The sequence below is a fragment of the Gluconacetobacter entanii genome (genome assembly GCF_013155425.1).
GTDB classification, from domain to species: Bacteria; Pseudomonadota; Alphaproteobacteria; order Acetobacterales; family Acetobacteraceae; genus Novacetimonas; species Novacetimonas entanii.
Genome location: NZ_JABJWD010000047.1, coordinates 33,052 through 58,294, shown reverse-complemented (window position 1 = coordinate 58,294; position 25,243 = coordinate 33,052). Strand labels below are relative to the sequence as shown.

The window sequence follows — 25,243 nt, the reverse complement described above, 5'->3', positions numbered from 1 at the left end:
AAGTCATGGTTTCCAAAGGTCTCAGACCTTTGGTGGGGGGCGGGGGCAAGGCCCCTGAGGGCGGCGATGCTGCGTTTCCATGATTTCGATCAAGCATCCATATGCTGCCTGCACCGCGCAGTCATGCAGGCGGCGGCATGGATATGCGCGATGTTCGTCCCCATATTATGTGGAACAGGCCGGAAATGGCCCGTCATGAACCATGGGATAATGAAGACATGAGCAAGACAGCAGAAACACAGGGCCCCGACGCGCAGGGCAAGTTCTCCCTCACCGTGAGCGTGGGTGGCCTGACGACGACGTTCGGCGGCTTCTCCTCCAAGATGGAAGCCGAAGACTACGCCGTGTCCTTCCTGCGCCGCATCAAGGAACTGGCAAAGGAAGATGGCCGCACCGTCGCCTGATCGCCATACCGCGCAAGGCAGGCAGGGCCGGGTCCGAAAGGGTCCGGCCCTGTTTTTTTGGGGGGAGGGTACGTAGCACCTTTCGCCTCCTCTCGGGTGTTGCTGGCTTAACACAGGACGCCGAAAGCAGACTTTAATTTTTCGTATTTTTAGTAATGTTTGTTGGCGTAACATGCTGTTGATGTGCTGCTTTTAATACGTGTATCGTAAACGCACCAAGAAACATTATCCCAGCAGCCTGTAATAAAAGAAAACGTTGTAAGTACTTATGTCGTCCTGCCTCTACTTCTTGAAAACTTTCTATTCGCCTCATCCGGTCATTGCGAATAAAGATAAGAAGTTTTTTAGATACAAGGTCGTCGTCTATATTTTCTTCATTATCAATAATATTTTTCCAGAAATTTCTTAAGCGGTTGGCGCTCTCCCATCCCACCGCCGACGCCTTAGTCGGGTGTGCTCTAAAATATTCTGCATATACTGTGACGAAAACGCCTGCTATCCCCGGCAATCCTAGGAATATCAAGACTTTCCAATCTAGTTTTAATGCGCCATTAGTCCACCAGTAAGGAAGCTGGGCTCCGATAAGATAACCGACTATCAGTACAGACAGCCCTGGTTGGGCTGCACCGGAAATTTTGAGCATGTCGTTACATTTATCGTTGGCCCAGGTCTCACATTCCGATAGATAAATATCAGAAATCTCTGATGCATTTGGAAATTTTGCTGCAACTTCCCAAGGATCATTGAACTTGATTTCTTCTGGCATATTGTTCTTTCTCTATTCGCGGTCAAAATATTATTTTTGAGAGGCTGTTTCAAAAGGTCCGAGCTAAGAGCTGGTCAGGCATTTTGTGACTGAACAAGCGACTGTGCAGCCCGATCCCATTCTGTATCGGAGCAAAAGACACCACATTCAGGCGCAAACAGGCACATCAGACCGACCCGGGCAACTTTTGAAACAGCCTTTTAAAGCCAATAGAATGACCTTTCTCTTTGCAATCCACAGACTTCTCGTTTGTCTGAAGGTCCTGAAACAGACGGACTACAGGTGCCTTCATCAAAGACATTACGAACGTCGTAGAATGATCAGAAAAGTAGACATGAACTGAACAAATGTCTGTGGCTAGCGTCTGGCAGGTAACAGGATGGTGAATTTTAGCAATCAATTGTTAATTGATCGCATCTTGTGGACAATGCTGCCTGAAAAGTTGACGTGGCATAGTATCGTAATAAGGTCTGTCTAATCGGTCCATCTTTCATTAAAGATCTGGGGAGATGTCAAGAAACTTAAGATAATAAGGGAAGAAAGCAGCAATGACAGAACCAGACAGTCTCCGTCGAGGTGGAAAATTGCCACGAGACCGAGACGGGTATGATGCAGGTACCGTTTCTGATGGCCCTCGAATGGTATTAGCGAGGGGGGCGTTTTTAGTAAGGTTGTAATCAATGCGGGTGGTACATTATCCTATTGGGTTCCAGAATGAAAAATAAGAAAACCAATAGTATTTGAGGCTAATCATGGTAGATATATTTCATATTTATGATCGCCATAGTTTTATTATATTTTTCGGGAAATTAAACTTCTGTAATGGTGCGAGAGGCTGCGCAGAACAGTGATTTGATGGCCTAAGCGGAGGAACACGCGGTCACCTCAAAATCGATTATGCTTTACGGACCTTTTGGGGAAACGACTTTGTATGTCTTGGTGTATACTGGGCCGTAACTTTGTCAGCATAGTAATTCTCATGACGACAAAAGCGAGATAAAGCCATACCTGATAATCAGACAACTGCCTTGTCTTTCTTATGCCCATTGAACGAAGATTCTGCGTTTTGGGGACATATATAAAAACCATTACGGTTGCAGGAATGGGGATTGCACCCAAACCCTCCCGCCCTCAGAACTGATATGCCCCAAGTTCCGACATGATATCCCTATCAACCCTGTATTTTTTCTGCAGGGCTTCCTGCCTTGCGCGGATATGTGCGCAGGCGGCATCCATTTCGCGTGACAGTTCATCCTTCCTGCGTTGCGGCAGGGTGCTGTCCCATTCCCCGGACAGGTACACGCAGGTATCGGCGTCATGCACAAAGGCCGTGACGTCGGCGGGGTCTTTGCCGCCTGCCCTTGCGCCAAAAGAAACCATGACCACGACAAGAGCGAAGACGCACCATGTGGGCCGGATCCCCCATGACCCGGCCCACATGGTCCTTGTAATAAAAGTTTTTGGGTGCCGCCTTTTTTAAAAAGGCGGCGTCTTTCGAAGCTTTTTGAAAAAAGATTCACCAAAAACTTCTCTACCTAAGGCGCGTCCGCCAGTGCCTTGGCCGGGATCAGTGCTTCTTCCACCAGCGGCCACGGCACGATGCCGGTTGCGGCGATGCCGGCGAAGGTAGTGCGGACATCGAACGGGCGTCCTGCGGCTTCCGCCTCATGCGCCTGGCGGGAGATCAACTGGTCGAACATCAGCTTGCCCGTGACATAGCTGGTGCCATATCCGGGCTGGCGCAGGTAGAGCAACTGTTCAAACCCGACAAGGGAATTGTTCGGATCGGAATATCCGCGCGGCGTCCACGACGCATGGAACCGTCCCGCCGTGGCGAGGTCCATCTGGTTTGCCTGCACATACAGCGACGCAAGCCCGCGCGCCGCACGGTTGGCCAGCATGATCCACACCAGTTCGCGCCCGCGCGGTTCGTGGTCATACAGGCCCGCCTGCATCACGATTTCCTCGTACGCCGTGGCGAACCCTTCGGAACGCGCGGCATAGATGTTGAACAGCGGCGCGCCACGGCGGATCGGGTCGGGATTGGGGTCATCCTTGATCCGTGCAAGCTCGGTCCAGTGGATGTCATGGGAATAGAGCGGCCACGGGTCCAGCGCCGTGACCTTGAGGAAGAAATTGCGGTCCTCCGGCGGGGTGTAATCCAGCGTCTGCGCCGCCATCGCCGCGCGGTAATATGGCTGGTCCGGCACCAGTCCGGTCTTGATGATGAAATCGGTGAACTGCTGCATCTTCGTCGTGGCATATTTGCGATAGGCCACGGGATTTTCAATGGGTTTCAGCGGCGGCAGGTTGCGGTTATGCAATTCCTCCAGCCGCAGCGACGCCTGCGCGCGTTCCAGTTCGCGGCGCAGCAGGCTGACCTGCTCCTCCCAGGTGTAGGGGACAAGCTGCACATTCTTCATGTACCAGTCGTAATTCGCCTTTCCCACGCCGGACGGTCCGGTCTTGTGCGGGGCTTCGGCCGCGATCCATTTCCCGAAATCCTGTGTCGCCGCCAGCGCTTTCTGCGCCGCCTCGCGCACTGGCGCGCCCGCGCCGTCCAGGGTCGCGGCCTTCTGCCCCTCCAGCGTGCGCATCTTCAGTGACCCGTCAAGCAGCGCGCCCAGCACCTTTGCCTGCCGGTGGAAATCGCGTTCGCCATATTTCCACAGGTCGGCGGTATTGCTTTTCGCCAGCCACCCGCGCGCACGTTCCAGCAGGACAGGCACCCCCGACAGGCGTGCGGCAAGGTCCGATGCCGCCTGCGGCGAGAGCGGATAGTCATAGCGGAACAGGTCGATCGTGTCGGCCGAGGGGCCTTCATGCGCGGGGACGTCGCTTTCCTCGGCAAAGATGGTGGCGAAATAGCCGGGGTCACGCGCCCATGGGCGACGCACGCGCAGGTCGAAATCCAGCCCGTTCATCTCGGCCGCGATCAGGCGCGCGTCGATATCGTCCTCCGTCGTCCAGCCGGTACGGTCCAGCGTGGCCAGACGCTTTTGCATCTTCTTCAGGCCGTCCTTCTTGTGCGACAGGGCTTTGGCGCCGTAATCCACCGCGCCGTCGCGCTGCTCTGGCGTGGCGAGCGTGCGCCAGTCGGTAAACAGCGTCTGCAACTGCGCGCTTGCGGCATGGGCGGACGTGGCCATAATGTTACACTGTGGCAACAAAACCATGGCCCCCGCACATAGCAGGGCCGTCGTGCGGCGCTTCAGAATTTCTTGCAGCATTCCTGTTCCCGATCGTTACGATATCATCGGCTCCAACGTTGCCCGCACCGGGCGCGAGGTGTCAATTCCCACCCTGATCCATCAAAACATTTAAAAGTTTTTGGTGAAGCTTTTTCCAAAAAGCTTCGAAAGACGTCGCCTTTTTGAAAAAAGGCGACACCCGAAAACTTTTATTACTTTTATCAATACCACTTAACGCGAAAGAAACGATATTGCCATGCGCCCCCGCGCGCCGTTACATGGGCCATGATGAAAACGACACGTCATGACACCCGCCACGGATCACGCCGACTGCCCGCCGGCCTGCTGCTGGCGTCCCTGCTGGCGGCGACGCCCGCGCTGTCCGCCGCACCCGCACCGCACGGTCCCGCACCGCTGACGATTGCGGGCCTGTATGCGGATCAGAGCATCATCGGCACCTCGCCCGAACATTATGCGTGGTCGGCGGATGGCACGCGCCTGGCCTTTGCGTGGAATGACCGTGGCACGGCGTTTCGTGACGTCTGGGTGTACGAGGCCGCGACAGGCGTGGTGCAGCAGGTGACCCATATGGGCGAGGCCGGTCGCAACACGGCACGGGGCGCGGGCGTGACGCAGCTTGCATGGCTGCCGGACGGGCGCGTGGCGTTCGTGATGGATGGCGCGCTGCGGGTGACGGACATGCGCGGCCATGTGGGCGTGCTGGACCTTGTGCGCCATGGGGTGGGGCTGATCTCGCCCTCGCCCGACGGGCGGTGGCTGGCGTTCGTGTCGGACGGGGCGCTGTGGCTGCGTGACATGGGGCACCGGGCGTCCACGCCCGCGCGCATCGTCGTGCCCGGCACGGCACAGGATGGGGTGGACCGGGTGGAATGGAGCCCAAGGTCCGATCGCATCGCCGTCGTCATGGCCGACAACCGCGCGGTCCATAAGGTGGAGATTGATTACGACCATGACGGGCAGGCGCATCATGACCATGTCATCCGCGCCTTTCCGGGGGATCCGAATACCGGCTTTGCGGTGGGCGTGGTCGATGTCGCGGGTGGGCCGCCGCGCTGGATGCCGCGGGAGAATGAACAGGACCCGGTGTGGAATTTCGGCCTGTCGCCGGACGGCCGCTCCCTGTTCGTCAATGAAAGCGACCTTGTGATCAAGCATCACGGCATCGACGTCTATGATGTCACAAGCGGCCATCGGCAGGTCTTCTACCGCTTTGCCGACCCCGCGCAGGTCCGCCCCGACTGGCAGGTGGCATGGGCGCCGCGCGGGCCGGGGCTTGTGCTGCTGACCAACCGGTATGGCTATAACCAGCTTTACCACATCCCCGCCGCCGGGGCGCAGCCACGTCCCATCACGCGCGTGGCGCCGGGGCAGGGGGCGTGGGAAATCGAATCCTTCGTGCCCGACCCGGTCCATGGGCAGCTTTATTTCACCTCCAACCAGGCGGGCTATGCGCAGCGGCAGGTCTATCGCGTCGGGATGGAGGGCGGGACGCCCGAACTCGTCACCCGGACCCATGGCACGCATGAGGTCGTGTTCTCCCCCGATTTCGCCCATGTGGCCGACCGTTTCAGCAACGATTCCACGCCGCCGGAACTGTATGTCGCGGCCCTGGGGTCGGGCACGCCGTCCTTTGCCCGCGTGACACATTCCCCCCTGCCGCAGTTCGCATCACGGCGGTGGGCGGATGTGCGGTACCTGGATTACAAAAGCCACGTGGACGGCGCGCAACTGACGATGCGTGTCATGCTGCCGCCCGATTATGACGCCAGCCGCCGCTATCCCATGATTGTCGGTTCGGTCTATTCCGATGCGGTGCGTGACCAGTGGGGCGGGCGCAATGCGCACCCGACATGGGGGCTGGACCAGTATCTGGTGTCGCGCGGGTATATCGTCATCAATCCGGGCATCCGCGGCAGCTTTGGCCGGGGCAAGGCGTGGAACCGGCCGATGCTGGGGCAGTACGGGACGCTCGACATCGACGACCTGCAGGACGGCGCGCGCTCCATGGTTGCGCGTGGTTATGCCGATCCGGCGCGCATCGGCATCTGGGGGTCGAGTTATGGTGGCCTGATGACGCTGATGTCGCTGTTCCGCAAGCCGGGATTCTATGCCGTGGGCGTGGCCGGCGCACCGGCCAGCAACGTCGCCCATGCCTATCCCGAACAGGAATGGATCATGGGACCGCCCTCGGGGCATGATTTCCCCGCGCGGTACCAGCGGCAGTCGGCATTGTACCAGACGGCGGGCCTGCGCGATCCGCTGATGATCATCCATGGCACGCGCGACGAGGTCGTGCTGTATGCCGACACCATGGCGATGGCGCAGCGCATGATCGCACAGGGCAAGATGTTCGACCTCGTCACCCTGCCCGGTGCGAACCATCCGTGGGATATGGAAAACCTGCCACAGACCCGCTTTGCCTACACGCAACTGGCGCGGTTCCTCGACCGCGCCCTGCATCCCGAAGGGGGCACGACGCCTGCGCAGTAGGGTGGGAGTTTTTGACGGGTCCGTCGTTTCGGGAAAGTCGGGGAAAGTAACAGAAGTTTCTGGGTGCCGCCTTCTGATCGAAAAAGGCGGCGTTCCTTCAGGCGGGCACCTCGACAGGCAGGGGGGTGACGTCCACTGGCGCGGTTGCGTGGCCCACCTGCCCCGCAAGCAGTTCCACCGCGGCAAGGTAGATGGCGCTGAAACCGCAGAACAGTCCCTCGTACCCCGCAACAAGCGTCAGTACCGGCTGTTGCAGGATCTCCGCCAGGCCGAGCAGGGCAAACAGCACGGTCAGGCTGGAGAACACCACCTGGTGCATGCGCGACGCCCGTATTGTACCGATCGTCATGATGGCGGTGAACAGGCCCCACATCAGCAGGTAGCTGCCCATCAGGCCCGGTGAGGACGCAGGCGCCAGTCCCCAGTGCGGCAGGAACAGCAGCACGACAAGCGACAGCCAGAACGCGCCATACGACATGAACGCCGTCATGCCGAACGTATTGCCATTGGCATATTCCAGAAGTCCGGCGACAAACTGCGTCGCCCCCCCGAACACCAGTCCCATGGCAAGGATCGCGCCCCCCATCGGGACAAGGTCCGCATTATGCAGGTTCAGCAGGACAGTCGTCATGCCAAACCCCATCAGCCCCAGCGGGGCCGGATCTGCTTTTGCCGAATTGTGGGTCATGCCGCGATTCCATTTCATGGCGGGTAAATCATGACAAAACATGTCACGAATGATCGGGCACGGGATATTAAAATCTGCCTTAATGGCGCGGCAGAAGGTTCCTGAAGCTTTTTAAAAAAAGCTTCACCAAAAACTTCTGAACGTCTGCGTACTGTTATGTGGGCACGGCTTTTTGCGACAGGCCCGGCGCAGGGAAAAGCGGGGGAAAGTAACAGAAGTTTTTGGGTGCCGGCTTTTGATCGAAAAAGGCGGCGTCTTTCGAAGCTTTTTGGAAAAAGCTTCACCAAAAACTTTTGAACGTCTGCGTACTATTATGTGGGCGCGGATTTTTGCGACAGGTCCGGCGTAGGGAAAAGTGGCGTTCTTCGCGTTGCCTCAGGACCTGCGCCGGGTCTTGAGGACATAATTGTCAATCATTTCCTTCCCCCCGCCATTGATATAGACGCGCCGCAACTGGGGCTTGCGGCGTTCGCGGCGGCGTTCCTGCGCATCGATCGGCAGGACGATGCCGGATTTCAGGTTGCGCGCCAGTTGCCGCAGCAGGTCGGGAACCTCCTGTTCGACGGTGATGGTGCCGTGCGCGATGACCCTGCCGTTCTTTTCGACATACACGCCGCAATCGTCATCCGTGACAAGGCGCAGTTCGGGATCGAACCGGACCAGCGTCCGTTCCAGCCGGTCATGCAGGGCGTTGACGTCCTGCCTGAACGTCAGGAAACACTCCTTGACGGCGGTCATGTAGGTGATGTGATGCATGGTGAAGTATTCGGGCCACCCGCCCCGGAGCGGGACCTCGATCCCGAAGGCGGGAAAGATGATGTGTTCGTCCTTGGTAAAGGCGAGGACAAAGCCGTACGACAGCGCGACCCAGTGGTTGTTGTAATGGATGGCCTCATACCCGTCCGGCGTGCGTGGATACAGCGCGCGCACCAGTACGCTGGTGGGGTGGAAACTGACCCCCGACAGCATTGAACTGATGAAATGTTCCCAATCCTCCCGGTCGTAGAAAAAATTGGTCGAAAGGTCGATGGTCATCGCGGTCCCTGGGGGAATGGGGCGGTCATGATGGCCCGCGCGCCACAGGCCGGGCGCACGGGCGGGGGCGGTCAGGCCAGGCCTTCTTCCTTCATCGCCTTCTGCGCCGCAGGGCGGGCGAACACCCGGTCACGCAGGGCGCTGGCCTCGGGGTAGGGGGAGAGGTCCACATTCACATGCGGCGCCCAGCTCAGGATCACCGCAAGCAGCGCATCCGCCTGCGTGAAGCCCACCGGCAGCATGTGGTCGTCGCCGCTGGCGGACAGCATCGCCTCCACCTGCGTCATGCGGCGCCGGATGTTGGCCAACTGGCGGTCGCGCACCACATCGGGCAGGTCGGGCGCGAACATGGGGCCGAATGCGCTGTGCACGTCCTCGCAGAAGCCGATGGCTTCGAGCAGGCGATACTGCTCCAGCGAACCGGGGGCGGGGTGCAGGGCGGGGATGTCCGACTGCGCACCGATATAGGTCAGGACCGCCACGTTCTGCGTCAGGACCACGCCCGGTGCGATCTCCAGCGCGGGCACCGCGCCGCGCGGGTTGATGGCGAGGTAGTCGCCGCCGCTGGCGGTTTTCTTGGCCTTCAGGTCCACCTGCTCGACCTCGTGCGGCAGGCCGGTTTCATTAAGGATGATATGCGCGGCCAGCGAACATGCGCCCGGCGTGTAGTAAAGTTTCATGGCGTGCGCCTCCTGTCTGTCTCGGTTATCGGGACGGTGTGTTGCGGGGCCGTCCCGTCCGGGCAGGAAGGGTTGCACATGCCGCGCGCCGTGCAAAGTATCCGCCCGCCGCCATCGTACCGCAACAGTGCCGGTCAGGCAGAAGTAATGCGCGGACCTGTGGGCATGGTTGATATGTAAATATCAATTACCTCGTCCCGCATATAAAAAATATGTCCTTTTGTCGATTGAATACAGGGCCGCATGCTCCACATATGCTTTTACAATAAGGAGTTATGTATAATGAAAGAACATCGTGTTCCCCATGCCGCCGGTTCCATCCATGACCTGGTGCGCAAGGCCACCCATTCGCCGGACCTGATGACGCAGGCGGAAACCGCGCGCCTTTCCGAACATGTCCTCAAGGGGGGCGAACATGCCACCGAAGAGGAACAGGCGATCGCGCGCAAGGGCACGGTTGAGCCGGAAAACATGAGCGCGGCGGAAATCCAGTTGCTTGGAAAACGCGCGGCGGCCAAGAAATAGGAACTTCATTCCATTCCCGCCGCCTTCTTGCGGCGGGGTTTTGGAAAATACGCTGCTGCGGCGGCCCTCCCATCCGGGGGGGCGCCGCATGCCGTATGGGGTCGGGGTTTCGTTATGGCTGGTAATTCTGCGCGGTGGCTTCGTGCAGGGCGCCAAGGTTCGCGCGCACCTCGTTCACACGGTCCACCAGGGCGCGGGCTTCGGATGCGGTGACGATGTCGCGGCGGTCGCCATCGCGGTCGGGATGGTCGGTGACGAAGCGGACCTCCCACGGGGTCGCCTGCTGCGTGATATAGGTGATGGTGGATGCGCGCAGCGGGACCATCATCTGGCTTTCATAGCTGCAGCTCTGCTCCCCCGTGTCATAGATTTTGCCATCGGGCGTGGTGTTGGTGCGGTCCCAGCAGGATACGCTCTGGTCGCCATCTATGATTTTTGCATATTGCGGGCCATTGGGGCCGTTATATTCGATGTGGCTGTAGATCCCGGACGCCGCGGCAAGGTCGGCGCTGAGCATGTAGATCACATCCCCCGCCCTGTAGGTTCCCCCGCCCGTGCGCGAGACCGCGCCGTCTTTCTTGATGACCAGCGCCTGAAGCCAGCTATTGAAGAAATTGCTGTCGGAATAGGCATGTTCCTGGCTGACGATGATGAAGGGCTGCCACGGTTCGCTGCGTACCGTAATCTTACGCTGCATCCGCGCCTCCCCCATATGGTCGAGGTAATGCGCCTTGCGCGCCTCCAGTTGCGCAACGGAACATGCGCAGAGCGACATCGTGGCGCACAGGAGAAGGGCGGACGTGAAAAGTCGGTTCATTGTACAACCTTCGGAGCAGGACCGGAAAACCCGGCCAGACGCCGCGCGTCATATCTGACGCCGGTTTCCCCTCACTCACCCGGCCACATGGCGGGAGTGTAGCGCCGGTATGGGCATTTTGTGTCATCCCCGGCGCGGATCGCCACATATCCACCGTTATTGCCATGGCCGCGTGATGCGTCCCGCACGGCCGTCCGGCAAACGGGTGGTACACTGCCACATGATGGTCATCCGCGTGCCTTGTTCTGATCGCGGTTCTGGCGGATGATCGTGACGATACAGGATGGACAGTGGAAAGACAGGAACATGAACCCCATCAGATTTATGCCGGTACTGGCCCTTGCCGGTGCGCTGTGCGCCTGTGTCGGTCCGGGTGGACCGGGCGGGTACGGCGGTAACTATTACGGCGGATACGATTATTACAGCGGGTATGGCGGCGGTGGTTACGGCGGCTATTACGGGCGCGATTATTATGGGGGCTACCCGGTTTATGGCGACCACGGGCGCGGTGGCCCGGGACGTGGTGGCCCGGGACGTGGGCCCGATGGCCATGGCGGTTTCGGCGGCGGACACGGCCCCGGCGGTCCGGGTGGTCATGATGGCGGCCATGGTGGTGGCTTTGGCGGCGGGCGCGGTCCCGGTGGCCCGGGTGGCGGCGGTGGTCACGGCGGCGGCGGTGGCGGCGGCCATGGCGGTGGTGGCGGTCACGGTGGCGGCGGCCGCCGATAGGTCACACCCCGAGCGGTGCAGGGACACGCCCCCTGCACCCAGACCTGTTGATCAAGGCCCCGGTTGCCAGAGGTCCGCGACCTTTGGTGGGGGCGGGGGCAACGCCCCTGAACGTGCGGCATTACTGTCGCATGGAACAGCCGGGCGGCGTGCCCCGGCCCCGGCAGGGATCACGTCCCCGGGTCGTGCGGGATCATCCGTGGCCGGACGTGCCGGCGCACAGGTTCATCACCATGACCCCGGCGATGATGAGCGCCATGCCACCAATGGCGGCAAGGCTGAGTTTCTGTCCCAGCCACGCCCACGATACGACCGTGATGGCGACGGTGCCGACCCCGGACCAGATGGCATAGGCGACGCCGGTGGGAATCGTGCGCAGGGCCTGTGACAGGGCATAGAACGCGGTCAGGTATCCCACCACCGTCACGCAGGATGGCAGGCGACGGGTGAATCCATCCGACAGGGTCAGGAAGAAAGTCGCCGTGACCTCCGCCCCGATGGCGAGCGCCAGATACAGATAGGCCATGGCCGCGTCCCTCCCGATGGCCGGCGGGCACGATGCCCCGGCCTGTCGCGTCGCCTTTACAGGATCGGCGCGGTCCCGGCCACGTCACGGACGGTCACGGTCCATGTCGGAATTTTTCCGTGATGACGCATGAAACCTTCGCTTTCACCACGTTTTATATGTATAGAGGAGATAGGAGACATGAGCCATGAGCAACTCAGCACGCATGATTGCCCACCTTCTTATCAACATCCGTCGCGTGCCGCGTGAAAAACCGCTGCCGAAGGACACGACGCGTAAACAGGACTGATGCCCGGAAAACCGGGAAATCGGTCCATGGTTACGCATCCGGTGCCGCCGGATGTGCCGGGAAACTGGCATGCGGGTGGCACATGGAAACGGGCGTCATGTTATAACGTGATGCCCGGCCATGAAAAACACAGTTTGACATAATCCGGCCGCGCATCGTCGCATCGTCGCACCGGGGCATCACGCCGTCGCCGCCGGGCTGCCGCCATGTTTCAGGCGCTGCGCCAGACCGCGCAGTTCGTCGTGATGCAGCAGCCATACGCCGTTGGTGCGGGCCAGTTGCCGTGCCGCGCGGGTATAGGCCGCGTTGGACACCACCGCCGCCACCGTCGCGTTGTAATGGGCGCGCGCGGCGGTGATCTGCTGCACGGCGTCATTGCCGACGGTACGGCTGTAAAGCTTGCACTGCACCACCATGCGCAGGCCCCGCCGCGTGGCGATGATGTCCGCCCCCTGGTCGCCGCTGCCGACGGTGGTTTCGGCCTGCCACCCGTCATGGCGCAGTTCGGCGGCGCAGTACTGTTCATATTCCAGCGGGTCCATGCCGGGGCCGACAATGTCGGGGCGCTGTGGCGTGCCGCGTGCGGCCTGCTCGATCCGGGCGGTGACCCATGGGGCGATTCGCGGCCACTGCGCCGCGCGCCCCGCCGTGCGCAGGGCCGGGCGCAGGATGGTGGCGATGAACTCGTCACGTTCGCGGTGCCATTTCTCCGGCTTGATGACGCCATAGCTGTTGCGGCCCAGTAACTGCCGCCGCCGCAGGCGCAGCGTCTCGGTATGTCGTGCAATCAGCGCCGCACAGATCGCGCGCGCCCGCCGTCGCGCCCACCACCGCGCGACAAGGCACAGCACCGGCCATCCCAGCAGCACCGCCACACCCGCCAGCACCAGATGCGCATACCGCCCGAGTCCCATGCCGCCGGAATGGGCCACCAGCGCCGCCCGGACACTGGCCACCCCATCGCGCAGCCAGTGCCAGCACCGTGCGACCATGCCCGACGCGGGGACCTGCGTGACGTCATGGGTGCGGAAATACAGCGTGCGTTCACGCCGCCCGTCATCGCGGCGCAGGGCGGTGATGTCCCCATCGCGCTGCACCAGGGTCCAGCGCGCGGCCGTTCCCGCATGGCGGCATCCCGCCCCGACGATCCCGTCCGACAGGTGCCGCGTGGCGATGGGCGTCGCACACCCGATGGCCTGCGCCGGCACCCGATAGACCGCGCCCTGCGCCGCCGCCGGGTCCGTCATCAGGCCCACCATGGCCGCCAGCGCGCAGGGGCAGAGAATGTTCCCTTTTCGTACACACGTCATTCCAGACAGTTAACCCACAATTCATCACTTGGCGAGGCCACTGTGCGGGGGCGTGGGCGAACGTCACACCCGGGCTCTGCCCGGACCCGGCAGGGAGCGCGCTCCCTGCACCCTGATTCGTTCAAAAGTCATGGTTTCCAAAGGGCAATGCCCTTTGGTGGGGGTTCGGGGGCAAAGCCCCTGAGGACATCGACGCATGCCACAGCCGGGCGGCTTCCCGGACCCGGCAGGGAGCGCGATCCCTGCACCCTGATCCGTTTAAAAGTCATGGTTTCCAAAGGGCAATGCCCTTTGGTGGGGGTTCGGGGCAAAGCCCCTGAGGGTATCGACGCATGCCACACCCGGGCTCTGCCCGGACCCGGCAGGGAGCGCGCTCCCTGCACCCTGATCCGTTCAAAAGTCATGGTTTCCAAAGGGCAATGCCCTTTGGTGGGGGTTCGGGGGCAAAGCCCCTGAGGGTGCATGGCCCCCTACAACCCGTCGCACAGGTTATTGGGGCATCCCGCGCGCAGGGGGGTGCCGTTTTCGGCGAGGCGTCGCGTGCTGTTGCTATAGACGGTGATGGTGCGGGGGGTGTCGGCTTCGCTGCTGGTGAATTCAGGCTGGATGACGGCGATGTCCTGCCCGTGGACGATCTGGACCTCGTGATGGTCGTTGCAGTTGCCAAAGAACGCGGTCGGTATGGCAATGCCCGAGGAATCCACCCGCACGATGGAATAGCTGGCGGGACACAGCGCATTGCCGGTGGAGGTCAGCAGCAGGAAATCCGTATCGCCCACCTGTCCGATCTTCTCCACGAACAGGGACCCGTTCCCCGCCGCGCGCGGCAGGGTCTGCTGTCCCGCGATGCTGAGCATCCCGCTGGAGGTATCGGCATCGCCAAAGCGGGTATGGGCATGGTGCGGGTCGGGCGGCGGTCCCGGCAGGTATTGCACGGTGGCGGCATGGACACTCCCGCCACCAAGCAGCAGCACAAGACATGCGAAAGTGAAATTCCTAAACATCCGCAATATATTCTACTTTTACCGAAGGAATCATTATGTCTTCATGATATGTGGACCGGTCATGCAATACAATTTATTAAAAACAGGCATGTAATCTGCATCTATTTTACGGGAATACAGAACTGATATTGTACGATTACACGCGGCCCCTGCCCGTGTGGGAAAGCCCCCATACCGTGCCGCCAACAGGGCACGGCGGAGCGTCCCGGCGCGGTGGCGTCGGGGGTGCTGTCGTGAAAAGGGGGGAGCGGTGCGTGCGCCCTGCCGCCGGTCGCGCGGCGGGGGCGGCGCGTCAGGTCGGGCGGGACGCGGCGGTGGCGTCGGGCGCGTGTGTGGGGGCGGTGGCGTCGCCCCTTGCGTCGCCGTCGGTGTCCTTCACCGTGTCGCTGAACAGGCGGTAATCCTCCGCCATGGCAACCATGGCGCAGGTCTGGCGGGAGGAGGCGTCGTCGGGATAGGCCTTCAGGCAGCGCTGCGCGATGACGGCCCCGCTGCCTTCCTGTTCGGTTTTGTGCATATATTCAGGGACGGTGAAATTCTGCCGTGCGATCATCAGGCCCGTCTGTTTCGCCACCTCCCGCGGGGTGGGGGCCTGCGCCATGGCATGCCCGCAGAACAGCGCGGACATCAGGACCGCAAGGCAGGATTTCTTCATCTGCTGGCGTTTCCCGTGGGGTCTGCGGGCGGTGTGGCGGGATGGTCGTGCGGCATGATGTCGTCACTGCCGGAGGAGCCGGAGACAAGCTGCCACTGCCTGCGGTCGTCCTGATAGCGCGAGAGGCACATCTCCAGCGCCTGGTATTTCTCCAGCCGTCCGACATCACCCGCCATGTTCAGGCACGCGCTTTTCAGGTCGCTGTCATAACGTGCCCATGACCCGGACAGGGCGGCCTGGCTTTTCTGTTCCGCGCTGATGCAGTCCGCGTCGCTGTCCTGCATTTCCACATGCGCGCGGGCGCAGTTCTGGGCGATGGGATAATGCGGCAGGGCCACCGCGCGCCCGTGCTGCGTGTCATAGGGGTGGTGGGCCAGCTTCTCTATATCCTGCGGGGGGGCGGTGTTGCGGGCGGCGGGCGCGGGGCCCAGCGGCGGCGGCATCCACAGCGCATGGGCGGAGGCATATTCCCCCATCTGCGACAGGGCATTGGCCGCGCCCACGACGGAAAACGGCACCGGGTTGCGTTCGGGGGGCACCAGCGCGCCGGTGGTGGTGGCATGCAACTGCTGCATCAGGTCGGCCACGGCGTCGGGCTTCATGTCGCCGCCCGCCGTGTCCCATTTCCGCCCCCTGGAGAAGATCTGGAGCACCAGTTCGAACTTGCCGATCACGACCCCCACCGTGGTCACGCCCGACGGGTTGCGATAGCGTTTGTGCAGGTCATGCACCGCCATGCCGAGCGACCCCGTGGGCGTGCGGTAGAACATCACGTCAAGCTGGTTCTGGCGCGAGATGACCATCGGCTGTCCCTGCGCCCCGTCGGGGGAGAACGACCACCCGGCATCCTGCGCGCCCGCCTGTTCCTGCGCCATGGCGGTGGGCGCGGGCACGCACGGCGCAAGGGCCAGGCCAAGGCCAAGCACCGCGACGCCCGCCATGCGGATGGATGCGACAGCCGGGGCCGCGACAGAAAAAATGCGCATCCCGACCTGTTTCCCTCCGTCTGGTGACAACGCCACTGCACTTGGCGCGCATGATAACCCGCCGCGCTGTGCGCCTCAATGGCGTGCGGCGCAGCCCACGGTCACGGTGGGAAGGACGTTAAGGGGAAGGGGAGGGATCAGTGCGCCAGGCGTGACGGGGGGATGATGTCGCCCTCGTCCATCAGGTTCTGGATGGAATTGCGCACGCGCGCCCATGTGACGGCCATTTCCAGGTCGCCCGCGCTGAAGCACATGCCCGAACGCAGGTTCGCGATGCCCGACGCCCGCGCGCCGAACAGACGAATCATGTTCATGGCATGGGCCACGGGGTCATGGATCTGAAAATCTTGTTTAGTATTTTTCATTGCCCTGTCCATGCCATAAAATCACGACCAGAATACGTTCATAATATGGCAACCCTGCATTGCCCCGGGATCAGGACATCATGCTATGTCAGGTTTTACACGCCACGCGTACAACGTGGCCTTTTTCATATAAAATACCACGGGAACAGGCACCACCATGCCTATGCCCTTTTTTTGTCAAGATAAAGTGACAATATATGTCAGGTCGCCGCCACGGGGACATGCGTTGCCATCGCCGGACATGCCCGGCCGGCCGCATCGGGGCGGCGGGATCGGGTCAACCAATGGGTCGCAACTACGGGATTGTTGCAAAGTGAAGATATACCAGTTCCTTATCGCAGGGGCGGTTGCCCTGTCCGCGTTGCCGGCCATGGCGGGTGCGCAGGAGGCGGGGCAGTTGCAGGACAGTACGCAGTGGGCGCATTCGCCCGCCGGCGCGCGCCAGGCGCTGGCCACGCCCGACCCGCAACCCGCGCCGCCCCCGGCCATGACCATCGACGAACGCCATGACGGGTGGGTGGCCATCCACCATTCCCCCGACCATGGCCTGCACACCGACCTGTGCATCGCAGGGGCGGAGAACGAGGTGCTGATGGTCCGCGCCGATGCCGATTCGCTACAGATGCGCAGCGCGGATGACCACTGGACGCTGACGCCCGGCTCCACGGGGGACATGACGGTGCGCATCGGCGCGTACCAGCATGTCTTTCACATGCAGGCCAACGACGCGACGACGCTGTCGGTGGACCTGAAGCCCAAGGAGATGGCCGAACTGCTCAACGGGATGGAACGTGGGCAGCAGGCGACGGTGCAGTATGGCGAACGCACGGTCGTCAACATGACGCTGACCGGCAGCGCGCCGGTGCTGGACCGCTTCCGTGGCTGTGCGGAAACCAACCACTTCGCTGACCTTGGCCACGCACCGGACAGTCGCGCCAACCCGTTCTGACCCGGCAGGGGGCGGCAGGGCCGCACCGCGACCAGTGCATGACTGCCTGCGCTCTGCCCCGTGGTGACAATGCGGATGGGATGGGAAAAAATCCCGCCCATCAAGTGCATTGACCCCACGGAGGACAGAAAAGGTGAATCGAGTGTTTCATGGGCGCGCATGGCGTGCGGCGGTGGCCGCGTCGGCCATGTGCGCCATGACGTCGGGCATGGCCCATGCCGCCGCCCGCCATGCCCCGCCTGCCGCCCCGACGCCCGTCATGGACGTGCCGACCCTGCTGGCGCAGGGGCCGTCGCTGGTGGGAAAGCGCGTGACGCTGACCTGTTATATCGCGTCGGCCAATACCGGGGGGGCGGCCTGTGCGGCGTTTCGCATCGACGACCTGCCCGGCAGCGTGAACTGGAACGGCAGCGTGCCGCTTGATGGTGCGTCGCTGGAGGCGGCGTCGTCCGAGAAGGCGCAGCAGATGTGCGGCGACACCGGCATGCGCCCGCAGTGCAAGGCCGAGGTGACCGGCATCGTCTATGACCCGTTCGGGGACATGGGCGTGCAGGGCAAGCGTAATTTCGAACTGCGCGACGCCCGGATCCACTGGCTCGCCCTGCCCGAAAAGACCACGGGCGCAAAACGACGCTAAACCCCCTTCAAAGTCATGGTTTCCAAAGGGCAATGCCCTTTGGTGGGGGTCTCGGGGGCAAAGCCCCTGAGGGCATCGTCACATGCGACATCCGGGCTCTGCCCGGACCCGGCAGGGATCTCGATCCCTGCACCCTGATTCATTTAAAAATCATGGTCTCCCACGGGGAACATCCCCCGGGAGGCGGCTTCAGCCCATGCCGGGGCCGCCGGAGCCACCCGGCCCGTCGGAACTGTCATCCTGCCCCGGTGATCCGGTCATGCCGCCCACGCCGCCGCTCTGGCTGGGGTCGCTGGGTGGCTGGCGTGATGCGCAGGCCCCCAGACCGGCCAGAAGTCCCGCGACGCACAACATGCGTGCCATGCCTGTCCACATCATGAATCTTCCTTATGCTCACGTTCTGGTGATCTATTTAGACACGCGCGGGCAAAAGAAAAAGGCGTCCTCTGGCGAATCAGGGCTGATCCCCCGGCCGCGACGCCCTGTGGCAGGGGTCAGCGGCCTTTCGCCCCGCTGACGCCAAAGCGGTAGAGGGTCGTCTGGTCAAACGTCTGGCCGGGGCGAAGTTCCGTGGTGGGGAAGTCGGGATGGTTGGGGGAGTCGGGAAAATGCTCGGCCTCGAACGCGACGGCGTCGGTCTGGCGATAGGCCCGGCCCGACACCCCGGCATATGTCGCGTCGAGCGAGTTGGCGGTATAGACCTGCAATCCCGGCTGTGTGGTCCAGACCTCCATCATGCGGCCCGATGCCGGGTCGCTGACCTGTGCCGCAAGGCGCGGCGTGGTCCCGGCGGGGCCGTTGATGATCCAGTTCTGGTCATAGCCACGGGCATACATGATCTGCGGGTCGTTATCGCGCAGGTGGTCGCCGATGCGGTGGGCCGTGCGGAAATCCAGCGGCGTGCCCGCGACGGTCGCGATCGGCCCCAGCGGGATGGAGGTCGCGTCCGTGGGCGTGAAGGTATCGGCATTGATGCGCAGGACATGGTTTTCGATGCTGCCGCTGCCTTCGCCGGCGAGGTTGAAATAGCTGTGGTTGGTCAGGTTCAGCACCGTGGGCCGGTCGGTCGTCGCGGTGTAATGCAGGCTGAAGGTATCGGTGTCATCCAGCCGGTAGGTCACATGCACATGCAGCGTGCCGGGAAAGCCCTGGTCGCCATCGGGACTGACCAGTCCCAGCGTGACGCTGGCGCCGTGGGCGTCGGTGCTTTCGCCCTCGAAGGTCCAGACCTGCTTGTCGAATCCCTTGGTGCCGCCATGAAGCGCGTTGGGCGGCGCGGTGATGGGAATGTGATAGGTATGGCCCTGCAGCGAAAATGTCCCGCGTGCCAGCCGGTTGGCATACCGCCCGACAATCGCGCCAAAGAACAGGCCGCCGCGCGCGCTGTCATGGGTGTAGCCCGACAGCGTGGGAAAGCCGAGCACCACGTCACGGATGTCGCCATGCCGGTCCGGGGTCTCGATCGCGGTGATGGTGCCGCCATAGGTCATGAAGCGCACGCTGACGCCATGGGCGTTGCGCAGGGTGAACTGCTCCACCGCGCGGCCATCGTCGGTGGTGCCGAAGGGTGCGCGTTCGAAACTGACGGCGCCCGTGCGGGCGGGCGCGGCCCGTGCCGCGGACAGGCCCCCCACCATCGGCACAAGGGCCGCAAGCATCAGGCAGAAGGGACGCAACGGGGAAACCATGGTCGGGGGATGTCCTGCGATATCAGGGGAATGGCGCGGCATGGCGCATGCCCGCGATCATGCCGCCGCCCGCCCGCCGGGGCAACCGCCACGCCCCGCGCCGCACGCATGGCACCGTGGCGCGGGGTGTCGGGTCGGGCGGCATCCCCCGACGCGGTCACGAAGCGGGAATTTTGTTGCACGAAGCGGTGGCTGTTACGCTGCCCCCGGTCGGAACTGGCGAAAGCGGGAGGGGCGGGTGCTTGTTCATGAAGGGGAGGAGCGCAACGCCATCATCGACCGACGCCTGGGGTGTTCGCTGGCGGCGATTGCCGGTGCGGTGAACGCCGCCGGGTTCCTTGCCGTCGGTTATTATTCGGCCAACATGACCGGAAATGTCTCCGCCCTGGCGAACGGCCTGCATGAAGGCCGCATGGCGACGGTCCTGTCCTGCTGTGGCCTGGTTGTGGCCTTTGTCGTCGGCGCCGTGCTGTCGGCGCTGCTGGTCAATGCGGGGCGGCGGCGCCGCGTGCCGTCGATCTATGCCCGCAGCATCCTTCTGGAAGCCTGCCTGCTCGGGCTGCTGGGGGCGGTGGACCTGCTGTCCCCACTCCAGCCGCGCGGCCCGATGCTGGCCTACGGGCTGAGCTTCCTCATGGGGCTCCAGAACGCCACGGTCACGCGCATTTCCGGGGCGCGCGTGCGCACCACCCATATGACGGGCATGCTGACCGATGTGGGGCTGGAACTGGCGGACTGGCTGGATGCGTTCTTTCACCCGGCCGGCCCGGACCGGCGGGCCGGTACGCGTGAACGGCTGGGCCTGCATGCCGCGATCGTCGTGTCCTTCACGCTGGGCGGTGTTGGCGGGGCCTTCCTGTATGGCTGGTGGTCCGGGCTGCTGCTTGTGCTGCTGGCGGGACTTCTCGCCTGCCTTGCCCTGCCGGGGGCGCTGTCGCGTGAGTAGGTGGCGGGTTGGGAAGTGGGGTGGCGAGGGTATCGGGTCGCGCGGCATGCGCCGCATCAACGCGATGCCCGACAAGCAGAGTGCGTCGTCATCGCAGGATCAGATTGGTGATGACGTCGGTTAGCCTGCCGAATGGCGGCTGAAGCAGCGTTGCCGCATTGAAACGTCCCTGTCGGTACACACCACGGGCATGTGTGAGTGCCATGAAGCCTTCCTTGCCGTGATACGCCCCGATGCCACTGTCCCCCACGCCGCCAAATGGCAGATCGTCCTGCACATAATGCATCAGTGTGCCGTTGATCGTCACGTTTCCTGAAACCGTGTGCTTCAGCACCCTGTCGCGTTCAACGCGGCTGTCGCCAAAATAATACAGGGCCAGCGGCCGGGGACGGGCGTTGATGAAGGCGATCGCGTCATCCAGCGTGCGATAGGTCAGCACGGGCAGGACGGGACCGAAAATCTCCTCCTGCATGACCGCCATCTGCGGTGTCACATCCAGCAGCAGCACGGGGGCCATGACATGACCCGTAGCTGAATCACGTCCCAGCCGGATCACCCGCGCGCCCTGTGCCGCGGCATTGTCGATCAGACCGCCCAGCCGTTCGTAATGATGCGTGTTGAGAATGGCCGTATAATCAGGTGATCCCACATACCCACCCGGATGCTGCTTTTTCACGGCGTCCTGATAGGTTGCGGCAAAGGCGTCCCTGTCGTCTTCATGAACCAGCACGTAATCCGGCGCGATGCAGGTCTGCCCGGCATTGGTCAGCTTCCCGAACGCCACGCGGTCCGCCACCCGCTGCATTGAAAAACCGGGTTCGATCACCACGGGCGACTTTCCGCCCAGTTCAAGCGTGACAGGCGTCAGGTTGCGCGCGGCGGCCTCGGCCACTTTCTTTCCGACCGCCGTGCTGCCGGTGAACAGGATATGATCGAAGGGCAGGGCCGAGAATGCGGCCCCCACGTCGCCATTGCCCGTCACGACGGAAACCTGCTCCGCCGGAAAGGCGGCCTGAACGATCTGGCCGATCACCGCCGATGTGGCCGGTGTGAATTCCGACGGCTTGAGCATGGCCCGGTTGCCAGCCGCAATCGCCGTCGCCAGCGGCACGAGGGCAAGCGAGACCGGATAGTTCCACGGCGCGATAATGCCCACGACACCCACCGGCTGCCGGACCACCCAGGCGCGACCGCACTGGAAATAGGCCGAGACGTGGCGGCGCTGCGGTTTCATCCAGTGTCCCAGATGCGCGATCATGTAATTGATCGACTGCACCAGCGGGATCAGTTCCACGATGGCGCTTTCGCGTTCCGGGCGCTGGCCGAAATCCGTGTTCAGGGCGCGCACGATTTCGGTGCGGCGCGTCAGGATTTCGGCCTTCAGGCGGCGCAGGTCGGTCCGGCGCTGTTTCAGGTCGGGTGGTCCTGCCTGCTGGAACGCCGCGCGCTGGCGGTCGAGAAGACGATGCAGGTCAGCAGGAGTAACATCGGACATCACGTCCCCCATGTTTACAGGAGAAACTTATGCAGGCAGGGTATGGAGCATGACGATCCGGTGTCAATGAAAGTTTCTTGTGTAAACATGGACCTCGCGAATGCGTGAAACCAAGGACCGCCCCTATCATCACGGCGACCTGCGTCGCGCCCTGGTTGACACGGCGCTGGACATGCTGGCTGCGGACCAGGACTGGGCCTTTACCCTGCGGGAAGTGGCGCGGCGCACGGGGGTGAGTCATGCAGCCCCGTACAAGCATTTCCGGGATCGCGGGATGCTGCTGCGGGAACTGGCCCGGATCGGCTTCGTCCGGCTTGGGGAGAGCCTGACAGCGGCCATGTCCCCCGATCTGCCGTCCACGCGCGCGCAATTCATGGCGGCGGCGCAGGCCTGTATCGGGTTTGCCTGCCACAACCCTGGCCTTTATCGCCTGATGTTCAGTGCCGATGCCGACAAGGCGATGGACACGCAGTTGCATGACGCGGCCATGGCGACCTTCGGCATTCTGCTGGGGCTTCTGGAAAGGGGACAGCACGACGGAAGCTTTCGGCCGGTTGCCGTCAATGCCCTGGCAGCGGCAAGCTGGGCGCAGGTGCATGGCCTGGCCATGCTGGCACTCAGTAACCAGTTGCTTGAGGAGAAGGTCGGGCCAACGCCAGTCCCGGCCGCGCTGGACGTCTTGCTGGATGGCATGTGCCGCAGCGACTGATCGGGTTAAGGCAATGTCCGCTTTTCGGAACTGGAAAAGCTTTGCCTGATGACCGGCATGAAGGCGTGTTCCGCCTGTCGGCTATGAAACGGGTCAACAGGAAACTTACTGTCAGGGTCCAGTAAACATGGCGAAGGGCGGCATCCCGAAAACCCGCCCCCGCCAACATCCTGCAAAAGGCAGAAGGAACGCCGCCTTTTCAGAAAAAGGCGGCGTCCGGAAACCCCCGGCTCACCCCGCCGCCTTCATCAGGCGTGCGGCGCGGCTCAGGGCCATGATGGGGAACAGTTGGCGGTACAGGTCATAGCGCAGCATGAACGCACGTGACAGTTCCGCGCCCTGCGACAGGCGCTTGGTCAGCATCGGATCGTCGAGCTTGATGGTCTGTCCCACACCGTATCCGGGGAAGCCGGTGCCGGTGAACTCCTCCTCATGCCAGCTTCCGTCGGGCTGCTGGCTGTCGATCAGGTAGCGGCAGCCGCGCGCGATCGCGGGATGGTCCTGTTTGCGGTTCGCCGCGATCAGGCCCATCAGCGCCCACGCCGTCTGCGACGCGGTCGTCTGCCCCCGCCCGATGGCGGAGGGGTCCATGTACGACGCGCAGGTTTCGCCCCATCCGCCGTCTTCCTGCTGGTGCGCCAGCAGCCAGTCGCACGCACGGGTGATGTAGGGCTGGGTCATGTCCTCCCCGATCGCGGCCAGCGCCGGCAGGACCGCGCCCGTGCCATAGACATAGTTCACGCCCCAGCGCCCGAACCACGGGCCGGCGGGGTCCTGCTCCGCCCGGACATAGGCCAGGCCGCGCTGGATCGCGGGCATGTCGCGCGGCAGGCCCAGCAGGCCGAACGCCTCGAGGATATGCGCCGTCACATCGACCGAGGGCGGGTCCAGTGCCTCGCCAAAGTCGCAGAACGGGATCTTCGACAGCAGGCTGCGGTTGTTGTCCTTGTCGAACGCGCCCCATCCGCCGCATTCGCTCTGCATCGCCACCAGCCAGTTGACCGCACGGTCAATGGCGGCGTCCACGCCCTTCTTCTTCCATTCCGGGCGGTTGCGGCACGGGGCCAGCGCGATCAGCGCAACGGCGGTGTCATCCGTGTCCGGATAACGGTCGTTGGCATATTCGAACGCCCACCCGCCGGGTTCGACATCCGGCAGCTTGATGGACCAGTCGCCGCGCACGCGCACCTGCCGCGCCAGCAGCCAGTCCAGCGCGCGGTCCATTTCCGGGGTGTAACGATCCTGTGCCCCCGCATCATGCAGCGCCATCAGCGCCAGCATCGTGTCCCACACCGGGCTGTTGGTCGCCTGCACCCACGACGCATCGCCCCGGTCATGACGCCAGCCCGGATCGTCCAGCGCCGCCAGACCCTTGGCCATGACGGGGTGGTGCAACTGGTAATCCTCCCCATGCAGGGCCATCAGGCCGTACACCCATGGCGGCTGGATGCCGCCCCACGCGCCATCCGCGTCCTGGTGGCGGATGATCCATTCCAGCATGTGGCGGATCGCGGCCTCGCGCACCGTGCTGCGGCGCAGGACCTTGGTCTGCAACCAGTGCAGGCCCTTGTCCGTGCTGCGGAAGAAGGTGGACCACAGATCCACGCCTTCCTTCTTCGGCAGGGTGTAGTCGAAGTGGGTCCGTCCCTCCGGGAACAGCGCGTCAAGCCGGTCGTCCGGGCGCAGCGGGCGGCTGGGCCTGCGGGCCGACAGGATCGCCAGCGGCACCAGCGTCGCACGCGCCCACTGGGCAAAGTTGTAGATGGAGAAGACGAATTTGTTGGGGAACCAGATGATTTCGGGCGGCAGGTTGGGCGTCTTCTCCCACGGCCATTCCCCGATCAGCGCCAGCCAGTAGCGGGTGAAGACGCGGATGTTGCGCAATCCCCCCTTGCGCGCGATCCATGTCGCGGCACGTTCCAGCGCGGGCGTGTCCGCAGCATAGCCCAGCGAGCGCAGCGCGGCGTATGCCTCCACCGTGGCGTTGATGTCGCCATTGCCCGCGCCATGGTACACGCCCCACGACCCGTCCGGGCGCTGCATCTCCAGCAGCGCATTGCCCAGGCGCGGGCGCAGGGGATGGTCCTCCAGCCCCAGGAACCACAGCGCCAGGCACCATTCCGCCTCCATCGAGGCATTGGACCCGACAGAACCGACCCAGTGGCCATCCGCCTTCTGCTGCCCCATCAGCCAGTCGCAGGCGCCGGAAATGGCGTGCGTCAGGCTGTTGCCCATCGCCATGAGCGGCGTGGCGCCGGCGCGGCCCCGGTCGGTGGCCATGGGGGCCGCATCAAGGGTATCGGCGGCGGGGGAGGGGGAGTGACCTGTCGTATCCATC

General features: G+C 62.9%; 26 protein-coding genes. 8 read left to right on the top strand and 18 right to left on the bottom strand.

The window, feature by feature from the left end; translation table 11 throughout:
• Nucleotides 1-218: 218 nt before the first annotated feature.
• Nucleotides 219-404 (top strand): dsRNA-binding motif domain-containing protein, encoded by a 186-nt coding sequence (locus HNH97_RS08980; RefSeq protein ID WP_110913576.1) that lies wholly within the window; start codon nt 219-221, stop codon nt 402-404.
• Nucleotides 405-537: 133 nt separating this feature from the next.
• Here the strand turns inward: HNH97_RS08980 and HNH97_RS08975 are convergent, their stop codons facing one another.
• The 3 genes from HNH97_RS08975 to HNH97_RS08965 all read right to left on the bottom strand — a co-directional run bounded on the left by HNH97_RS08975 (nt 538) and on the right by HNH97_RS08965 (nt 4,400).
• Complete coding sequence (locus tag HNH97_RS08975; RefSeq protein ID WP_171790656.1) at nt 538-1,170, bottom strand: hypothetical protein; 633 nt, start codon at nt 1,168-1,170, stop codon at nt 538-540.
• Between the two features lie 1,131 nt (nt 1,171-2,301).
• Nucleotides 2,302-2,610 (bottom strand): hypothetical protein, encoded by a 309-nt coding sequence (locus HNH97_RS08970; RefSeq protein ID WP_171790655.1) that lies wholly within the window; start codon nt 2,608-2,610, stop codon nt 2,302-2,304.
• 95 nt (nt 2,611-2,705) lie between these two features.
• Complete coding sequence (locus tag HNH97_RS08965) at nt 2,706-4,400, bottom strand: DUF885 family protein (RefSeq protein WP_171790654.1); 1,695 nt, start codon at nt 4,398-4,400, stop codon at nt 2,706-2,708.
• Nucleotides 4,401-4,646: 246 nt separating this feature from the next.
• On the opposite strand from HNH97_RS08965, the gene HNH97_RS08960 reads away from it, so the two are divergent.
• On the top strand, nt 4,647-6,872 hold the full coding sequence (locus HNH97_RS08960) for a prolyl oligopeptidase family serine peptidase (RefSeq protein ID WP_171790653.1): 2,226 nt from the start codon (nt 4,647-4,649) through the stop codon (nt 6,870-6,872).
• A gap of 97 nt (nt 6,873-6,969) precedes the next feature.
• Here HNH97_RS08960 and HNH97_RS08955 read toward each other — a convergent pair whose 3' ends face one another.
• From HNH97_RS08955 to HNH97_RS08945, 3 genes are all read right to left on the bottom strand, one after another.
• Nucleotides 6,970-7,578 carry an acetate uptake transporter gene (locus tag HNH97_RS08955; protein ID WP_171790652.1) on the bottom strand — a complete coding sequence of 203 codons (609 nt, stop codon included), beginning with the start codon at nt 7,576-7,578 and terminating at the stop codon, nt 6,970-6,972.
• 357 nt (nt 7,579-7,935) lie between these two features.
• On the bottom strand, nt 7,936-8,595 hold the full coding sequence (locus HNH97_RS08950; protein ID WP_171790651.1) for a hypothetical protein: 660 nt from the start codon (nt 8,593-8,595) through the stop codon (nt 7,936-7,938).
• A gap of 71 nt (nt 8,596-8,666) precedes the next feature.
• Complete coding sequence (locus HNH97_RS08945; protein WP_110913523.1) at nt 8,667-9,275, bottom strand: glutathione S-transferase N-terminal domain-containing protein; 609 nt, start codon at nt 9,273-9,275, stop codon at nt 8,667-8,669.
• A gap of 282 nt (nt 9,276-9,557) precedes the next feature.
• Here HNH97_RS08945 and HNH97_RS08940 point away from each other — a divergent pair, with 282 nt between their 5' ends.
• Nucleotides 9,558-9,800: a hypothetical protein gene (locus HNH97_RS08940; RefSeq protein ID WP_171790650.1), complete on the top strand. Its 243-nt coding sequence runs from the start codon at nt 9,558-9,560 to the stop codon at nt 9,798-9,800.
• 112 nt (nt 9,801-9,912) lie between these two features.
• Here HNH97_RS08940 and HNH97_RS08935 read toward each other — a convergent pair whose 3' ends face one another.
• The gene (locus HNH97_RS08935; protein WP_171790649.1) at nt 9,913-10,617 is read right to left on the bottom strand and encodes a hypothetical protein; all 705 of its coding nucleotides are present in this window, start codon (nt 10,615-10,617) and stop codon (nt 9,913-9,915) included.
• A 306-nt stretch (nt 10,618-10,923) separates the two neighbouring features.
• Between HNH97_RS08935 and HNH97_RS17740 the strand changes: the two genes are divergently transcribed.
• Nucleotides 10,924-11,346 (top strand): hypothetical protein, encoded by a 423-nt coding sequence (locus HNH97_RS17740; protein ID WP_208629996.1) that lies wholly within the window; start codon nt 10,924-10,926, stop codon nt 11,344-11,346.
• 193 nt (nt 11,347-11,539) lie between these two features.
• On the opposite strand, the gene HNH97_RS08925 is transcribed toward HNH97_RS17740, so the two are convergent.
• The 6 genes from HNH97_RS08925 to HNH97_RS08900 all read right to left on the bottom strand — a co-directional run bounded on the left by HNH97_RS08925 (nt 11,540) and on the right by HNH97_RS08900 (nt 16,430).
• Entirely contained in the window at nt 11,540-11,872 is a 333-nt protein-coding gene (locus HNH97_RS08925; RefSeq protein WP_110913526.1) for a DMT family transporter, read from the bottom strand.
• Between the two features lie 468 nt (nt 11,873-12,340).
• The gene (locus tag HNH97_RS08920; protein WP_216657588.1) at nt 12,341-13,408 is read right to left on the bottom strand and encodes a restriction endonuclease; all 1,068 of its coding nucleotides are present in this window, start codon (nt 13,406-13,408) and stop codon (nt 12,341-12,343) included.
• A gap of 533 nt (nt 13,409-13,941) precedes the next feature.
• Nucleotides 13,942-14,475 carry a hypothetical protein gene (locus HNH97_RS08915; RefSeq protein ID WP_146220683.1) on the bottom strand — a complete coding sequence of 178 codons (534 nt, stop codon included), beginning with the start codon at nt 14,473-14,475 and terminating at the stop codon, nt 13,942-13,944.
• 292 nt (nt 14,476-14,767) lie between these two features.
• The gene (locus HNH97_RS08910; protein WP_171790647.1) at nt 14,768-15,130 is read right to left on the bottom strand and encodes a hypothetical protein; all 363 of its coding nucleotides are present in this window, start codon (nt 15,128-15,130) and stop codon (nt 14,768-14,770) included.
• A complete protein-coding gene (locus HNH97_RS08905; RefSeq protein WP_171790646.1) occupies nt 15,127-16,116 on the bottom strand; it encodes a hypothetical protein in 990 nt (329 codons plus the stop codon). The genes HNH97_RS08910 and HNH97_RS08905 overlap by 4 nt, the downstream gene beginning before the upstream one ends.
• A 137-nt stretch (nt 16,117-16,253) precedes the next feature.
• Nucleotides 16,254-16,430, bottom strand: coding sequence for a hypothetical protein (locus HNH97_RS08900; RefSeq protein ID WP_167400337.1), 177 nt, complete (start codon nt 16,428-16,430; stop codon nt 16,254-16,256).
• A 364-nt stretch (nt 16,431-16,794) separates the two neighbouring features.
• Between HNH97_RS08900 and HNH97_RS08895 the strand changes: the two genes are divergently transcribed.
• Together HNH97_RS08895 and HNH97_RS08890 are read left to right on the top strand one after the other, a co-directional pair.
• Nucleotides 16,795-17,430 (top strand): hypothetical protein, encoded by a 636-nt coding sequence (locus HNH97_RS08895; RefSeq protein ID WP_171790645.1) that lies wholly within the window; start codon nt 16,795-16,797, stop codon nt 17,428-17,430.
• A gap of 133 nt (nt 17,431-17,563) precedes the next feature.
• Nucleotides 17,564-18,067 carry a hypothetical protein gene (locus HNH97_RS08890; protein ID WP_233044333.1) on the top strand — a complete coding sequence of 168 codons (504 nt, stop codon included), beginning with the start codon at nt 17,564-17,566 and terminating at the stop codon, nt 18,065-18,067.
• Nucleotides 18,068-18,256: 189 nt separating this feature from the next.
• Here the strand turns inward: HNH97_RS08890 and HNH97_RS08885 are convergent, their stop codons facing one another.
• The 3 genes from HNH97_RS08885 to HNH97_RS18165 form a co-directional block, all read right to left on the bottom strand.
• Nucleotides 18,257-18,445, bottom strand: a complete 189-nt coding sequence (locus HNH97_RS08885) for a hypothetical protein (RefSeq protein ID WP_171790644.1) — start codon at nt 18,443-18,445, stop codon at nt 18,257-18,259.
• Nucleotides 18,446-18,561: 116 nt separating this feature from the next.
• On the bottom strand, nt 18,562-19,755 hold the full coding sequence (locus HNH97_RS08880) for an aldose epimerase family protein (protein WP_171790643.1): 1,194 nt from the start codon (nt 19,753-19,755) through the stop codon (nt 18,562-18,564).
• A 22-nt stretch (nt 19,756-19,777) separates the two neighbouring features.
• The gene (locus HNH97_RS18165; RefSeq protein WP_265176079.1) at nt 19,778-19,900 is read right to left on the bottom strand and encodes a hypothetical protein; all 123 of its coding nucleotides are present in this window, start codon (nt 19,898-19,900) and stop codon (nt 19,778-19,780) included.
• Nucleotides 19,901-19,993: 93 nt separating this feature from the next.
• On the opposite strand from HNH97_RS18165, the gene HNH97_RS08875 reads away from it, so the two are divergent.
• Nucleotides 19,994-20,701 carry a YoaK family protein gene (locus HNH97_RS08875; RefSeq protein WP_110913532.1) on the top strand — a complete coding sequence of 236 codons (708 nt, stop codon included), beginning with the start codon at nt 19,994-19,996 and terminating at the stop codon, nt 20,699-20,701.
• Between the two features lie 88 nt (nt 20,702-20,789).
• Here the strand turns inward: HNH97_RS08875 and HNH97_RS08870 are convergent, their stop codons facing one another.
• Nucleotides 20,790-22,196, bottom strand: coding sequence for a coniferyl aldehyde dehydrogenase (locus HNH97_RS08870; RefSeq protein ID WP_171790642.1), 1,407 nt, complete (start codon nt 22,194-22,196; stop codon nt 20,790-20,792).
• Nucleotides 22,197-22,296: 100 nt separating this feature from the next.
• Between HNH97_RS08870 and HNH97_RS08865 the strand changes: the two genes are divergently transcribed.
• Nucleotides 22,297-22,905, top strand: coding sequence for a TetR/AcrR family transcriptional regulator (locus tag HNH97_RS08865; RefSeq protein WP_171790641.1), 609 nt, complete (start codon nt 22,297-22,299; stop codon nt 22,903-22,905).
• A gap of 231 nt (nt 22,906-23,136) precedes the next feature.
• On the opposite strand, the gene shc is transcribed toward HNH97_RS08865, so the two are convergent.
• Nucleotides 23,137-25,185: a squalene--hopene cyclase gene (shc, locus tag HNH97_RS08860; RefSeq protein WP_244949378.1), complete on the bottom strand. Its 2,049-nt coding sequence runs from the start codon at nt 25,183-25,185 to the stop codon at nt 23,137-23,139.
• Between the last annotated feature and the right edge of the window lie 58 nt (nt 25,186-25,243).

What these genes read in the sequence shown, in the direction of transcription:
- HNH97_RS08980 (WP_110913576.1), top strand. Translation starts at nt 219, where the DNA reads ATGAGCAAGACAGCAGAAACACAGGGCCCCGACGCGCAGGGCAAGTTC.
- HNH97_RS08905 (WP_171790646.1), bottom strand. Translation starts at nt 16,116, where the DNA reads ATGCGCATTTTTTCTGTCGCGGCCCCGGCTGTCGCATCCATCCGCATG.
- HNH97_RS18165 (WP_265176079.1), bottom strand. Translation starts at nt 19,900, where the DNA reads ATGCCGCCCGACCCGACACCCCGCGCCACGGTGCCATGCGTGCGGCGC.
- HNH97_RS08885 (WP_171790644.1), bottom strand. Translation starts at nt 18,445, where the DNA reads ATGATGTGGACAGGCATGGCACGCATGTTGTGCGTCGCGGGACTTCTG.
- HNH97_RS08945 (WP_110913523.1), bottom strand. Translation starts at nt 9,275, where the DNA reads ATGAAACTTTACTACACGCCGGGCGCATGTTCGCTGGCCGCGCATATC.
- HNH97_RS08950 (WP_171790651.1), bottom strand. Translation starts at nt 8,595, where the DNA reads ATGACCATCGACCTTTCGACCAATTTTTTCTACGACCGGGAGGATTGG.
- HNH97_RS08975 (WP_171790656.1), bottom strand. Translation starts at nt 1,170, where the DNA reads ATGCCAGAAGAAATCAAGTTCAATGATCCTTGGGAAGTTGCAGCAAAA.
- HNH97_RS17740 (WP_208629996.1), top strand. Translation starts at nt 10,924, where the DNA reads ATGAACCCCATCAGATTTATGCCGGTACTGGCCCTTGCCGGTGCGCTG.
- HNH97_RS08940 (WP_171790650.1), top strand. Translation starts at nt 9,558, where the DNA reads ATGAAAGAACATCGTGTTCCCCATGCCGCCGGTTCCATCCATGACCTG.
- HNH97_RS08970 (WP_171790655.1), bottom strand. Translation starts at nt 2,610, where the DNA reads ATGTGGGCCGGGTCATGGGGGATCCGGCCCACATGGTGCGTCTTCGCT.
- HNH97_RS08870 (WP_171790642.1), bottom strand. Translation starts at nt 22,196, where the DNA reads ATGTCCGATGTTACTCCTGCTGACCTGCATCGTCTTCTCGACCGCCAG.
- shc (WP_244949378.1), bottom strand. Translation starts at nt 25,185, where the DNA reads ATGGCCACCGACCGGGGCCGCGCCGGCGCCACGCCGCTCATGGCGATG.
- HNH97_RS08925 (WP_110913526.1), bottom strand. Translation starts at nt 11,872, where the DNA reads ATGGCCTATCTGTATCTGGCGCTCGCCATCGGGGCGGAGGTCACGGCG.
- HNH97_RS08880 (WP_171790643.1), bottom strand. Translation starts at nt 19,755, where the DNA reads ATGGTTTCCCCGTTGCGTCCCTTCTGCCTGATGCTTGCGGCCCTTGTG.
- HNH97_RS08920 (WP_216657588.1), bottom strand. Translation starts at nt 13,408, where the DNA reads ATGACGGACCCGGCGGCGGCGCAGGGCGCGGTCTATCGGGTGCCGGCG.
- HNH97_RS08960 (WP_171790653.1), top strand. Translation starts at nt 4,647, where the DNA reads ATGATGAAAACGACACGTCATGACACCCGCCACGGATCACGCCGACTG.
- HNH97_RS08955 (WP_171790652.1), bottom strand. Translation starts at nt 7,578, where the DNA reads ATGAAATGGAATCGCGGCATGACCCACAATTCGGCAAAAGCAGATCCG.
- HNH97_RS08865 (WP_171790641.1), top strand. Translation starts at nt 22,297, where the DNA reads ATGCGTGAAACCAAGGACCGCCCCTATCATCACGGCGACCTGCGTCGC.
- HNH97_RS08910 (WP_171790647.1), bottom strand. Translation starts at nt 15,130, where the DNA reads ATGAAGAAATCCTGCCTTGCGGTCCTGATGTCCGCGCTGTTCTGCGGG.
- HNH97_RS08965 (WP_171790654.1), bottom strand. Translation starts at nt 4,400, where the DNA reads ATGCTGCAAGAAATTCTGAAGCGCCGCACGACGGCCCTGCTATGTGCG.
- HNH97_RS08935 (WP_171790649.1), bottom strand. Translation starts at nt 10,617, where the DNA reads ATGAACCGACTTTTCACGTCCGCCCTTCTCCTGTGCGCCACGATGTCG.
- HNH97_RS08900 (WP_167400337.1), bottom strand. Translation starts at nt 16,430, where the DNA reads ATGAACATGATTCGTCTGTTCGGCGCGCGGGCGTCGGGCATCGCGAAC.
- HNH97_RS08915 (WP_146220683.1), bottom strand. Translation starts at nt 14,475, where the DNA reads ATGTTTAGGAATTTCACTTTCGCATGTCTTGTGCTGCTGCTTGGTGGC.